Origin of the sequence: Aeromonas sp. 102P (assembly GCF_051920345.1) — a bacterium.
GTDB lineage: Bacteria > Pseudomonadota > Gammaproteobacteria > Enterobacterales > Aeromonadaceae > Aeromonas > Aeromonas veronii.
This window is the reverse complement of sequence record NZ_JBQBCZ010000001.1, coordinates 3168424-3181620: the sequence shown is the minus strand read 5'-3', so window position 1 is coordinate 3181620 and position 13197 is coordinate 3168424. Positions and strand designations below refer to the sequence as shown.

Below are 13197 nucleotides of genomic sequence, written 5' to 3'. Positions count from 1 at the left end.
CGCAACCACAACAGTTGTTACTGGGTATTCGAAGAGGATTAAGGGGAGGGGCTCACCAGGATTGACCTAGGCCCCGTCTGTAATGCGATTGTGCTTTATTCGCGCTCTAAGGGGATAGGCGGTTGCTTTGCCTGCCATTGCATCAGTGTTGCTATGGCTCGTGGAACAGCTGATCAGGTTTAAGGGGTGAACAGAGGCGCCATCGCGGGTATAAAGCAATATCCGTAAGCCTGTGACTATGGAATCATTCTCTGCCTCTGCCTCTGCCTCTGCCTCTGCCTCTGCCTCTGCCTCTGCCTCTGCCTCTGCCTCTGCCTCTGCCTCTGCCTCTATCTCTCTCAATGCGCAGCTGGGAGGGGGTCTGGTTTAGCCAGCCAGATATGTGTGAAGCTACAAACCCTGCTTACAGAAACAACAAGGGCTGCACATTGTGCAGCCCTTGCCTCTGGAGAATAGCGGGTTGAGCGTGTCAGCTGGCCCAGGTGATGATGTGATCGATCCATTCACCCGCCTGATCCTCGTGAATGACTTTGCCACGGACGGATTGACCAGCCTGATGCATCGCGGAACGACTGCCGGTCAGCAGAGGATGCCACTCTGGAAGAGCGTCACCTTCAGACAGCAGGCGATATGCGCAGGTTGAGGGGAGCCAGTCATATTCGGTGATCTTGTCATGGGTGATCTGCAGACAGTCAGGCTCTTTTTTGAAACGATTGGCGTAATCAGAGCACTGACAGGTCTTGGTGTTAAGCAAATTGCAGGCGACATTGGTGAAAACCAGTTCGTCGGTATCTTCATCGATCAGCTTGTTGAGGCAGCATTTTCCGCAACCATCGCAGAGGGATTCCCATTCGGATTCAGTCATCTGCTGCAGACTCTTGGTCTGCCAAAAAGGGGCTTGCATCATACCGCTCACTTATTACACCTGATAAAACGCGTGGTTATACCCCTTGTTACCCGGTATTTCAAGGAGAGGGTCACTCCGGTGGGCAAATTGTCGTGATCAGCTCAAATGAATGCAATGACTTTCAGCCTCATCATATTGCTCAAACGGGTTCGCTGGTGGGCAGGAAGTCCCGCAGGTTTGAATACTTGGGCTGCATGATTGTCCAGTTCAGGTTTTATTTTCTGCTTCTTTATCCGTTACATCTTTTGATGTTTGTCTGCTTGCAGCAAGCAGGGTCAAATGATCTCCGATGCCTACCGTCAGGCTGTTGCAAGCTTGTCTTTCAAATAAAGCCGCTGGTCACATATTGTTTGCGCCCTTCTGTCACTGCGACCCGCGGGAGAGCCTGCGTAGGCGTTCGTTTTTTGTCTTAATGGTTGAGATAGATATCTTGCTCTGAATAGGCCAGCAGAGGTGTGCCGAGGTTAGCCCGTTTCGCGCCAAAGAAGCGGGTGAGTACGCCAGATTGCTGTCCCAGTCGCTGCAGCTTGACGTGATCCAGCTCGATCTGCTCGGGTAGCCAGGTAAATACGGCGGCGCAGTGACCATTGCCCAGACTGCGCTCCAGGGTTTGCTGCCAGTTCTTGATTTTGGGGCTATGTACCACCAGCACTCTCTTGGGATCGATACCTCGCTCTTCCAGACGGCTGACTGTGGGGCGTCCCGGCGGGGCGATCAACAAGATCCAGCCGGTATGAGCCTCCCCAAGCTTGGTCAGCTCGCTCAGAAACTGATCATCAGACTGAATAGTCACACCATAATGAGCCAACTCCGCTTTGCAGGCGGTTCTGGTTGGCCAGGGCTTGCTCATGACACGATTCATCGCAAAGGGCAGTGAGTGCAGGGGCTGGTTCATATATGGGCTTCCTGTATGAATATCCAAGCTGTATGCGCATACAGTAGTTCTATCCTGTGGCAGTGACAAGGTGTTTTTGCTGAAAAATGTGATGGTGTTGGCATGTATCGTTAGTAAGGTTATGTTTTTAAACACTATTTAATATAAAGCTAGTTGGGTGTTTTTCGTACTATGGACAAACCTTGCGTAACCGCCCATGGTTATACAGGTCATTTACAGGAGGTGCCGCCATGGATATCAGTACCTTGCAACGTCTTGATGCCAACATCTTGCTGGGCATCATCAATGAGAAGCTAAGGCTTGAGTGTGACGGGTTGGAGGAGCTGCTGGCCTATTACGATATGAGTGAAGAGCAGTTGGCAGGACGTCTGGATCAGATTGGGTACCATTACGATCCATTGAGTAATCAGTTCAAGGCACATCTTTAAGGGTGCAATGATTGCTTCATATTTATACGGTAATTTTTCAGGCACATTGAAACCGGTTTCAATGTGCCGTCTTGCTGCCTATTTTCAGGGATTTTCAAGGCTTGGCAATCTCTGAAAACCTATTCATGCCAGAATATTTTTATTGTTTCATTAAGCTTATGATAATAAAGGGAATGTTTGTTTTTGTGCGATCAATTAAAGGAAAGGGTTTTCAAGCTTTTCAGGCTGTTTTTATCGGTTAAAGTGTGACTTGCGTTAACTTTTAATTCTGCCGCTTTAGTTAGTATTCTCACGCCGGTACATATTTTGAGATAACAACAGCGCCGGTCCCGCAAGCGGGATAACAATTTTATTTGTAACGAAGGAATATGGTTTATGGCTACCAAGAAGAAGACAGACCAGGATCTCCAACTGGATAAAGATCAGCTCAAGGCGAGTATCGTGCGTCACCTGCGTTCTACCTTGGGAACAAGCGAACAGAAAGCCTCTCCCGAAGCGTGGTGGAAAGCCACTGCGGCGGCCGTCAATGAACAGGTGTACGAGCGCCTGACCCGCACTCAGCAGACTCATTTCAAGAAAGATACTCGTGCGATTCACTATCTCTCTGCTGAATTCCTGATGGGACGATTGACTTCCAACAACCTGCACAACCTCTCCCTCTACAAGATTTGCGAAGAGGCGCTGGGCGAACTCGGTCTGGAACTGACCGACCTGTGCGAACAAGAGCCGGATATGGCACTTGGCAACGGCGGCCTGGGTCGTCTGGCTGCCTGCTTTATCGACTCGCTGGCCACCCTGAACTATCCGGCGGTTGGCTATGGTATCCACTACGAACACGGTCTGTTCCGTCAGGAAATCCAGGATGGCCGCCAGATCGAGCGTCCGGACTCCTGGCGTGAATATGGCAACCCCTGGGAGATCTGCCGTCCCGAGTCGGTGCAAGAAGTGCCGCTCTATGGCTACGTCGAGACCGTGTTTGGTGACAATGGCGGCCTGAAGAAGGTATGGCACGCCGGTCGCAAGATTAAAGGGGTACCTTGGGATATTCCGGTGGTCGGTTTTGGCGGTCACACCGTCAACATCCTGCGTTTGTGGGAATCCCGCGCCTCCGAGTTTTTCGACTGGGACGTGTTCAACGCCGGTGGTTACATCGACTCCCAGGCTGAGAAAGCCCAGGCCGAGACCATCTCCAAGGTGCTGTATCCGAACGATGAGACCGATGCAGGTAAAGAGCTGCGTCTGATCCAGCAGTACTTCTTCTGTGCTTGCTCCATCAAGGACATCATGCGCCGCTACAAGCGGGTCCATGGCAGTGACTTCAGCAACTTTGCCGCGCAAATTGCCATTCAGCTCAACGATACTCACCCGACTGTCGCCATCCCGGAACTGATGCGGGTGCTGGTTGACGAGGAAGATCTTAACTGGGATGCCGCTTGGGCTATCTGCTATCAGGTATTCTCTTATACCAACCACACTCTGCTGCCGGAAGCGCTGGAGAAGTGGTCGGTCAGCCTGTTCGAGAAAGTACTGCCTCGCCATCTGGAGGTGATTTACGAGATCAACGCCCGTTTCCTGAACGAGTTGGTGGAGCCCAAGTGGCCGGGCAACGATGCCATCAAGGCCAAGCTCTCCATCATCGAAGAGGGAGATGTGCGCAAGGTTCGCATGGGCAACCTGTGCGTGATCGGTTCGTCCAAAGTGAACGGTGTGGCCGAGATCCACTCCAAGCTGGTTAAGGAAGATCTCTTCCCCGAGTATGCCGAGCTGTGGCCGGAAAAAATGTGCAACGTGACCAACGGGGTGACCCCGCGTCGCTGGCTGCTGGCGTGCAACCCGGAACTGGCTGGCCTCTACAACGAAGTAGTGGGCAAGGAGTGGCCGCTGCAACTGGACAAACTGCGTGGGGTGGTGAAGTTTGCCGATGACAAGGCGTTCCAGCAGCAGTTCATGACCATCAAGCGTCACAACAAAGAGAAGCTGGTCAAGGTCATCAAAGACGAAACCGGTATCGATGTCAGTGCCGAGGCGATCTTTGACGTTCAGATCAAGCGTCTGCACGAGTACAAGCGCCAGCAGCTGAACCTTATTCACATCATGGCGCTCTATCGTCGTCTGCTGGCCAACCCGGACTATGACATGCATCCGCGTGTGTTTATCTTCGGCTCCAAAGCGGCGCCCGGTTACAAGCTGGCCAAAGACATTATCTATGCCATCAACAAGCTGGCGGATCGGGTCAATAACGATGCTCGTATCCAGGGCAAGCTGAAAGTAGTGTTCATGCCGAACTACCGCGTGAGTCTGGCCGAGAAGCTGATCCCGGCAGCAGATGTCTCCGAGCAGATCTCTACTGCAGGTTATGAAGCATCCGGTACCGGCAACATGAAGATGGCACTCAACGGTGCAATCACCATCGGGACGCTGGATGGAGCCAACATCGAGATCGCGGAAGAGGCAGGTGCCGAAAACTGTGCCATCTTCGGTCTGAACGTGGACGAAGTGAAGTCGCTGAAGGCGCGCGGTTACAACCCGTACGACTTCTACTATGCCAACTCCGAGCTCAAAGCCGTGCTGGACTGGTTTGATACCGACTACTTCACGCCGGGTCGTCCGGGTGAGCTGGCCTCCATCAAGCGCTCTTTGCTGGAAGGGGGAGACCCTTACCTGACCCTGGCGGACTTCCAGTCCTACTCGGATGCACACAAGCTGATCGATACCTGGTATCGGGATCCGGCACTGTGGGCGAAGAAGGCCATCATCAACTCGGCCACCATGGGCAAGTTCAACTCCGACCGCTCCATTCAGGACTATGTGGATCGGATCTGGGCGCTGAAGCCCTGCAACATCGGCTAATTAGATGCAGAGATGAAAAAAACGCAATAAAGTGCATCCCACGTTAGCTGGCGAATGACATGGCCTGAGTTCGGTACTCTACCCGGCTCAGGCCGTATAGTTTGAACTGTAGTGACCAACTAAATCCGGACACTTGGTTAGGCCGTTCTTCGGCTTTTGCTGGTGGCATCCCGTCATTGTGGCAATGTGGACGACGCCAGTTGTAGTAATCCATCAGGTAGTAACTGATATCCCGCTTCGCCTCTCGCAAGCTCATATATCCCATAGCCGGGAGCCACTCTGACTTCAGGCTTCTGAACAACCGTTCCATCGGGGCGTTATCCCAGCAGTTGCCACGCCGACTCATACTCTGGGTCATGCGATAGCGCCACAGTCGTTGCCGAAATGCCCGGCTACCATATTGGCAGCCCTAGTCAGAGTGAAATAGCACACCGGATGGGCAACCCCGCTGCTGATAGGCCATCTCCAGTGTTTTGATTGCCAATTCTGCATCAGGCTTATCAGACATCGCCCAGCCCACGACCCGCCGGGTGTGCAGGTCAAGAACCGCTGCCAGGTAATGCCAACGGCCACCTGCCCAGACGTAGGTGATATCGCCACACCACACCTGATTGGGTTGCTGGACATCAAATTCGCGGGCCAGCAGATTGGGAATGTCCGGTCGTTCAGACCGAGCGACCTGATAGCGATGAGCGCCCGGTTGCTTGGATACCAGCCCGGCTTCCTTCATCAGGTTACGTACTTTGAATCGACCAATCTGATATCCCAACTCCCGCATCATCGACATCAAGGCGCGGCTGCATGCGCTCACGGTTAATCGCCCGCCTGCGGGCCAGATAGTCGTAAAAACAGGATGTTGGAACATCGAAAGCGCAGCAGACCAGGGTGATGGGGGCTTGCTCCCTTAATCGGTCTATCAGTACGTACGTGTGAAGTCGTCCGCCATCAAGAGAGCAGTAGCCTTTTTTAGAATGTCCTTTTCACGTTCGAGTCGATTGATACGGGCTTCCAGCTCCTGGATTTTTTGCTGCTCCGGAGTCAGCGCTTTACTCGTTGGGGTTGTGCCAGTTCGTTCGGATTGCCGTTGCTGAACCCAGCGACGGAGTACGGTTTCACCGACATCCAGTGAACGGCTGGCTTCAGGGACAGAATATCCCTGGTCGAGCACCAGGGATGCGGCTTCGAGTTTGAATTCGGCAGTAAATGAGCGACGTAATCTTGTCATTGAACACCTCAGGTCATGGTGGCGACTGTACCACCTAAAATGGTGTCCGGGATGATTAGACCACTACATCTGTCGCCGAGCTGGAGGCTGAAGTGGCCCGCTTAACCATCCCCTCATATGAGCGAGGCGTGGCGCGGCTTCTGAGGTATGATCGCCATCCTTGACCAGCTAATACCCAACAGACTATCCCCATGTTTAACCACGAACTAATCCTCAACCACATCGACGATATATTTGGACAGGACATGCATGCTAAGCGTGTTCTTTCCCTCGCCAATGCTACCCTCGGGGTTATCGAGTCAGGTTCACTGGCCATCCACGCCATCGGTAGTGGCCTCTCCTTGGCCAACGGTCTCGAACGTAAACATGCGGTTAAACAGGTGGATCGCCTGCTCACTAACACCAAGCTCAATGTCTGGAGCCTCTTTGACGATTGGGTGCCCTATGTGGTCGGTGAACGTACCGAGATCGTAGTCTCCATGGACTGGACCGAATTCGATGCCGATGATCACAGTACCTTGGTTATCAGCCTGCAAACCAACCACGGTCGCAGTACTCCGCTGCTGTGGAAAACCCATCGGAAATCGTTGCTCAAAGGGCAACGCAATGCCCATGAGAAAGAGCTGCTCACCAAGCTCAAGCAGACGTTGCCAGAGGGTATCTTCGTGACGGTAGTAGCTGACCGCGGCTTTGGTTACATGGAGCTGTTCGAACGCCTGGAGCAAGAGCTAGGCTTTGCTTATCTCATTAGATTTAAAGGAAATGTTTTGGTTGGTTACCCTGGTGTAGAGCAGGTTCCAGCTCGGGACTGGCTAACGCCGACCGGGCGCACCCGAACCCTCAAAGCGGTGGAGCTAACTGGGCAGCGACAGCCTGTCGAACGGGTCTATTGTTGTCATAAGAGTGGCATGAAAGACGCGTGGTTTCTGGCCAGTAACCGGACCGACCTGAGCGCCGCCAAGGCGTTGCAACTATACGGCCAGCGCTGGGGTATCGAGACCAGTTTTCGTGATATCAAAGATTACAAATTCGGCATGGGTATGGGAGATGTGCACATCAGTAATCCGGTCCGGCGCGACCGACTGTTTTTATTCAGTGCCCTGGCCATCGTCTTGCTGACGCTGCTGGGTAAGGCTGGAGACAGTGTCGGTCTAGAGAGAACGATCAAGGTCAATACCAGCAAGAGCCGAACCTATTCGTTCTTTCGGCAAGGGGTCATCTATTACCAGTTGCTACCTAAAATGAAAGAAGCCAATGCGGTCTTGTTGATGGATAAATTTATCTACTACCTGAAGCAACACCGCTTATATACCCGCACACTTGGAATTATTTGAGTCTCTAAAAATGAGGGGATCTCTGAGGTGGCCCGGCTACGCAACGCTCTCGCACAAGCCAACATGGAGCGCGACATCATAAAGAATGTATGGTCTGCTCCTTATCTGCAAGCTTGAGCTGATTTCCAGAAGTCGTTTGCGTCAATGTATCCGGCCTGTCTGTGAGCCGTTTTCCGGCTCTGGCCTTGATGGGATCCGCACGTCGCCGTCCTAATAAAGCTACCAGTCATGAGAGACTGCTTTTTTAGCCAGGCTGCAACGTCGTGGGGTGAACGCATCTGTCATCTGTTTTTGGCTCGCAAAACCGGGTATGAGTTATATCTGTTAAACGGCTGCGCTTGCGTTGGGATAGGGTTGGTAATCCCTGCCGGATGTCAGTACTTTCCAGCAAATTCGCATTATCTTGTTGGCCAAGGCGATAAGGACCACATGATGGTGAGGCCGGCCTCCAGCCTAGCGATCCATTCGCCTAACGATGATTTGTCACGCTTCATGTGAATTTTTAGCGCTTTGGCGCCTTGAATAACCATTTGCCTTAAATAGCTATTGCCACGCTTACTGATCCCGCCGAGCGAAGATTTGCCGCCCGTTGAATATTGCCTGGGGACCAGCCCCAACCAGGCTGACAGGTCGCGGGCTTTCTTGAATTGTGAGCCATTGCCAATCGCGGCAATCAACGCGGTTGAGACAATTGGTCCAATGCCGGGGACGGTACTGATTTTTTGGCACAAACCTGATGCGCTTAAGGCTTGTCCGAGCATGAGGCTCATGTCATCAATCTGAATATCCAGCTGTTGCCACCGTTCTCTCAGGCGTAATACCAGGGCACGGATAAAGTCAGGCAAGCCATTCTCGGCATCTTCAAGGATCGCCGGTAGGGCGCGCTCGAAGACTTTTCTGCCGACTGGCACGGTGAGCCCATATTCCAGCAGCAACGCTCGCATCTGATTGACAGTGGCGGTACGTTCGACGATGAAACGCTGACGGACGCGATGAGTCGCCTGCAATGCCAGTTGCTCATGAGATTTCAACGGGACACAGCGCATAGTGCCTCTGCTACCAGCCTCGGCAATGGCGGTAGCATCGTTGAAGTCATTCTTGTTTGATTTGAGGTAGGGCTTAACAAATTGAGCGGGAATAATCTTGGGCTCGAACCCCGCCTGTTAGAACAGGCGTCCCCAGTATTGCGAACCAGGACATGCCTCGAAGGCAACCCGACAGGGTGGAGTCGTACTGATGAACTGTTTCAGTTGTGAACGAGTGAGCTTTTGCTTGGTCAATACATGCCCGATGCGATTCATCGCCACCAGGTGAAACCAGTTTTTGCCTAAATCGATCCCGTAAATGTAAATCTGCGCTTGCGTCATGATGAGCCTCCTTGATGCTGGCTACAGCATAGCGGGGTGGATGGAGCAGACCATCCCATTAGGCCGCCGCGTACTTCGCTCAGGAGTCACTGCCAAGTACGCGTGGATAGCCAAGCAGCAGGACCGCTATCCTATTTCCGTTATCTGTCGTGTGCTGGAGGTCGCTCGTGCGGGCTTCTACCACTGGTGCCAGCGTCCACCGTCACAGCGCCAACAAGGAAATGAACGACTCAAGGTCGCCATTCGGGCTGCTCACAGCAAGACGCGCCAGACCTATGGCGCAGCGCGTTTACAAGCTGAGTTGGCCGCCGAAGGATTTTACGCCGGACGGGACCGGATTGGGCGATTGCGCCGTGAAATGGGGTTGTCTTGCAAACAAAAGCGCAAATTCAAGGCGACAACCCATTCTGCTCATTCCCTGCCGGTGGCGGATAGATTGGCCCCTTGAAGATCCAGACACTTCGCCCCTCTTAACTTAAGAGGTAGTCTTGGAACTATGTTCAGTACTAGTCGCAACGAGAAGATGGTCGAAGTGTTAACAGGGGCTGAGCGCCGTCGACGCCGGACTCCGCAGGAAAAGATCTCCATCGTGCAGCAGACCTTTGAGCCCGGAATGACCGTCTCTCATGTCGCTCGCTTGCACGACGTCAACGCCAACCAGCTTTTCAAATGGCGTAAGCAATTCCAGGAAGGGTCTCTCACGGCGATCACCGCCGGTGAGGATGTTGTTCCAGCCTCCGAGTTGGCTGCTGCCATCAAGCAGATCCGAGAGCTCCAGCGTCTGCTCGGGAAGAAGACCATGGAGAACGAGATCCTCAAAGAAGCCGTGGAGTATGGTCGAGCAAAAAAATGGATTGCGCATGCGCCCTTGTTGCCGGGGGACGACGATTAAGTGCTGTGAGCCAGGCCCTTAATGTATCGCGTGCGCAGCTATCCGTTCGTGTTCATCGAAAACCAGGTTGGCAAGATGGTCGTCATCATCGCCAGCATGATGATGCTGCCTTACTTGGCCGGATCATGGAAGCGATGGCTGAGCTTCCCTCCTATGGGTATCGCCGAGTCTGGGCGCTGTTACGGCGTCAGTCAGAGGCAACACGACAGCCTGTGGTAAACGCCAAACGGGTATATCGCGTTATGCGCGATCATGGCCTGCTGCTGGAAAGAAAACCGGCGGCACCATTGGCCCAGCAGGCACATAAGGGGCGTGTTGCCGTCAAAGAGAGCAATCGACGTTGGTGCTCAGATGGCTTCGAGTTTCGCTGCGATAACGGTGAAAAACTACGAGTCACGTTCGCCATGGACTGCTGTGACAGGGAAACCTTGGACTGGGCTGCCAGTACCGGGGGTTACGACAGTGACACAGTGCAAGATGTCATGCTGAGGTCTGTCGAACGACGCTTCGGGGATGCGTTGCCGGCATCACCGGTGGAGTGGCTGACTGATAATGGCTCGGCGTATCGCGCCCATGAGACCCGCGCGTTTGCACGAGAAATCGGGTTGGAGCCCAGAACGACTGCGGTGAGAAGCCCACAGAGCAACGGTATAGCGGAGAGCTTCGTCAAGACGATGAAGCGAGACTATATCGAGATGATGCCGAAACCAGATAGCCGAACAGCGGTAGGCAACTTGGCCATCGCGTTTGAGCATTATAACGAACACCACCCGCACAGCGCCTTGGGATACCGTTCACCTCGGGAATTTCTGCGCAGTCGGGTATCACAACCCTAAGCGGGAAAAAGTGTCTGGATCTATGGGGTCAAATCCAGCGGAGAATCTCCTTGGTCAGGTCTTTGCGCCGACGAAGCCCAACGAAGTCTGGACCGGTGATATGACCTATATCGCCACTGACGAAGGCTGGCTTTATCTGGCTGGTCTCAAAAGGATGTGTTTACCTGTGAGATAGTGGGTTATGCGATGGTAGAGCGAATGACCACCGGGTTGGTCAGTCAGGCGCTGTTTCGGGCTGTGCAGCAGAAGAGGCAGCCTGTTGGGCTTATCCATCAAACAGACCGGGGTGTGCCAAGGCTTACCGGGCTCTCCAGGTACAATTTGGTATGCAGACCTCCATGTCACGCAAGGGGAACTGCTTCGACAATGCCCCGATAGAAAGCTTCTGGGGGTCTCTTAAAAATGAACTGGTTCACCACCATAGATTCAAAACGAGAGCGGAGGCCAAGACAGCGATCCAGGAATGCATAGAGATTTTTTACAACCGCCACGTCGGCATTCACGACTTGGCAATGTCAGCCCGGCGGAGTTTAACAAGAGGTATTGGAGAACTGCTCAGGCTGCTTGATCCGGGACTGTCCGGTCTTGTCAGGACACCTCAACCCAAGTTGAACCCGATTGCCAAGCATCGCGATTGTATTTTCCAACCATCAGACTTCTAAAGAGTTTATCGTCGACCAAGGCACCACTGAGGTAGCCGCTACCATTGTAGAGGTCTCCCCCTTTGCCAGAGGGGATGTTGCGATAGTCATAGCCAAGGCTGCCCTCTGTCTTGTTTCCAGGTGTGCGAGTGATGACGTTAATGACACCGGCCATGGCATCAGAACCATACAGAGAGGAGGCCGGGCCACGCAAAATTTCGATCCGCTCGATGGCGGCCACTGGGATGGAGGCGATATCGAAGTCATTGCCATCGTTGTCTTACATCACTTCCCGGGCATTCAGACGGTAGCTGTTGAGCAGGATCAACGCATATTTACCTCCCATGCCCCGCAATTTGATCTCATAGCGACCATTCGGCGTGGACGGGATGAAAGATACCCCTGGCACTGTCTTCAGTGCATCGGTCAGATCCATGACCGAATGTTTATCCAGATCGGCACGGGTGATCACAGAGACACTAGCTGGGGCCGAGAGCTCGGTATGCTTGGTCTGTGTCGCCGTGATAACCATGGTTTCGTTGGCTTTGGGGGCCTCGGCTTGTGCCAGGCCTGGCAGGGCACACAGACCAAGTGAGAGTAGGGTGGGGTTCAATCGAGGAACTGTATAGTCAAAACTCCATGAATAAAACAGAGGTTATGGGGTCCGGCTCTGGGGCCGGTGGCTCGCTGACTTCCTTGTCTGGTGGGGCCAGACTCGGGATTATTGTTGTTTCTTGTCTGTGCCAGCCCCTTGAGCAGGAATCAGACACCGCCGCAGGCTAGCAGACCGCAGCCGATATTGATCCAGGCCAGCTGGTCAAATCCGTGCAGAACGCCGCACTGACCCGATACCAGCAGCCTGGCCGCCACATTGGTGACCGTCCCCTGAAAAGACATGAAGGCGGCGCGCTGATGGGGCGCAGGAATGGCTGCCGTGATGGCGAGGGTGGTACTGGAACGGGCCGAGCTCAGGGCCATTAACAGGGTGAACAGCAGTTAGACGGGCATGCCGACCGGCAGGGCGAAACCGAGCAGGGTGATCAGCGCCAGCAGCAGGAATGGCGCTCTGCGCCTGGTCCTGATCAGTCCAGCTGCCACACAGTCGCATGGTGGCCATGCTGGCGAGGCCGCCGCACAGATAGAGTGCGGCGATCTGCTCGCGGGGGAAAGCCAGGTTGAACTGGAAGTACTTGGCAAAATGCGGGATCAGCAAGAAGTGACCGAATATCTGCAGGCAGAGGATGAACAGGGCGCCCTGGCAGAGCGGGGAGCCCAGCAGCTGGCGTAACCCGCTGCCGTGAGGGGCACGACTGACCGGCAGCGAAGGGAACAGCATGGTGCAGAGCAGGGTCAGCAGCAGGCCGCAGAGCCCAAACCGCAGGAAGGGGCTCTGCCAGCCGAACCACTGGACCAGGATAAGGGCAAGGGGTACCACTAGGATGGCTGCAAGCGGTCCGGCCACACAGCCCCAGCAGCTGCTGGCTGTTTTGTACCAGGGCACTGGCCATCAACAGCAGAAAATGCAAGATCAGCAGCACCAGCAACGCGGGCTTGCGATTAACCCGATCGAGCCAGGGAGCGGCGATAAGCCCCATCAGGGCGGTTCCCAGGGTGGCGCCACCGCTGAAATAGCCGGTCTGTTCTGGTGCCATGCTGAGGCTGACCACCAGGTCCGGCCCGAGGGGCATCACCATCATCATGGTGCCCATGGAGAGCATGTTGACAAGCATTGCAAGGTGAATGGTGGCTGGGGTAGTGGCTACAGGCTTCATCGACGGCAAGCTCGAAGAATGAGACCGGATTGCATCCGAGCGATTACTGC

General features: G+C 54.0%; 6 protein-coding genes and 6 pseudogenes. 6 read left to right on the top strand and 6 right to left on the bottom strand.

From position 1 onward, the window contains the following. Positions 1–469: 469 nt before the first annotated feature. Positions 470–904: a YcgN family cysteine cluster protein gene (locus tag ACTG1K_RS14815; RefSeq protein ID WP_005361134.1), complete on the bottom strand. Its 435-nt coding sequence runs from the start codon at positions 902–904 to the stop codon at positions 470–472. A gap of 412 nt (positions 905–1316) precedes the next feature. Then, on the bottom strand, positions 1317–1802 hold the full coding sequence (locus ACTG1K_RS14810) for a cell division inhibitor (protein ID WP_019446120.1): 486 nt from the start codon (positions 1800–1802) through the stop codon (positions 1317–1319). Between the two features lie 230 nt (positions 1803–2032). Here ACTG1K_RS14810 and ACTG1K_RS14805 point away from each other — a divergent pair, with 230 nt between their 5' ends. Together ACTG1K_RS14805 and ACTG1K_RS14800 are read left to right on the top strand one after the other, a co-directional pair. After that, positions 2033–2230, top strand: coding sequence for a DUF4250 domain-containing protein (locus ACTG1K_RS14805; protein ID WP_005333612.1), 198 nt, complete (start codon positions 2033–2035; stop codon positions 2228–2230). A gap of 375 nt (positions 2231–2605) precedes the next feature. Then, positions 2606–5080, top strand: coding sequence for a glycogen/starch/alpha-glucan phosphorylase (locus ACTG1K_RS14800; protein WP_425856952.1), 2475 nt, complete (start codon positions 2606–2608; stop codon positions 5078–5080). A gap of 118 nt (positions 5081–5198) precedes the next feature. Here ACTG1K_RS14800 and ACTG1K_RS14795 read toward each other — a convergent pair. Next, positions 5199–6305: pseudogene (locus ACTG1K_RS14795) on the bottom strand (IS3 family transposase); the annotation flags it as partial. Positions 6306–6496: 191 nt separating this feature from the next. On the opposite strand from ACTG1K_RS14795, the gene ACTG1K_RS14790 reads away from it, so the two are divergent. Then, positions 6497–7639 carry an IS4-like element ISAs18 family transposase gene (locus tag ACTG1K_RS14790; protein ID WP_041204923.1) on the top strand — a complete coding sequence of 381 codons (1143 nt, stop codon included), beginning with the start codon at positions 6497–6499 and terminating at the stop codon, positions 7637–7639. Positions 7640–7963: 324 nt separating this feature from the next. On the opposite strand, the pseudogene ACTG1K_RS14785 reads toward ACTG1K_RS14790, so the two are convergent. Then, positions 7964–9006, bottom strand: a pseudogene (locus ACTG1K_RS14785) (IS110 family transposase). A gap of 52 nt (positions 9007–9058) precedes the next feature. Here ACTG1K_RS14785 and ACTG1K_RS14780 point away from each other — a divergent pair. The 3 genes and pseudogenes from ACTG1K_RS14780 to ACTG1K_RS14770 form a co-directional block, all read left to right on the top strand. Further along, positions 9059–9445, top strand: a pseudogene (locus ACTG1K_RS14780) (IS3 family transposase); the annotation flags it as partial. Between the two features lie 84 nt (positions 9446–9529). Further along, positions 9530–10734 (top strand): IS3 family transposase gene (locus ACTG1K_RS14775; RefSeq protein WP_139731354.1). Its coding sequence is split into 2 segments (ribosomal slippage): positions 9530–9848 and positions 9848–10734, totalling 1206 coding nucleotides; the frame shifts between segments, so codons are not numbered across the junction. Positions 10735–10771: 37 nt separating this feature from the next. Beyond that, positions 10772–11302: pseudogene (locus tag ACTG1K_RS14770) on the top strand (IS3 family transposase); the annotation flags it as partial. A gap of 20 nt (positions 11303–11322) precedes the next feature. On the opposite strand, the pseudogene ACTG1K_RS14765 reads toward ACTG1K_RS14770, so the two are convergent. Together ACTG1K_RS14765 and ACTG1K_RS14760 are read right to left on the bottom strand one after the other, a co-directional pair. Further along, positions 11323–11907: pseudogene (locus tag ACTG1K_RS14765) on the bottom strand (TonB-dependent receptor plug domain-containing protein). A gap of 155 nt (positions 11908–12062) precedes the next feature. Next, a pseudogene (locus ACTG1K_RS14760) lies at positions 12063–13147 on the bottom strand (MFS transporter); the annotation flags it as partial. Positions 13148–13197: the final 50 nt, after the last annotated feature.

Bases quoted from the DNA above. Each gene is read 5' to 3' on its own strand.
- ACTG1K_RS14815 (WP_005361134.1), bottom strand. From the start codon at position 904: ATGCAAGCCCCTTTTTGGCAGACCAAGAGTCTGCAGCAGATGACTGAA.
- ACTG1K_RS14800 (WP_425856952.1), top strand. From the start codon at position 2,606: ATGGCTACCAAGAAGAAGACAGACCAGGATCTCCAACTGGATAAAGAT.
- ACTG1K_RS14810 (WP_019446120.1), bottom strand. From the start codon at position 1,802: ATGAACCAGCCCCTGCACTCACTGCCCTTTGCGATGAATCGTGTCATG.
- ACTG1K_RS14790 (WP_041204923.1), top strand. From the start codon at position 6,497: ATGTTTAACCACGAACTAATCCTCAACCACATCGACGATATATTTGGA.
- ACTG1K_RS14805 (WP_005333612.1), top strand. From the start codon at position 2,033: ATGGATATCAGTACCTTGCAACGTCTTGATGCCAACATCTTGCTGGGC.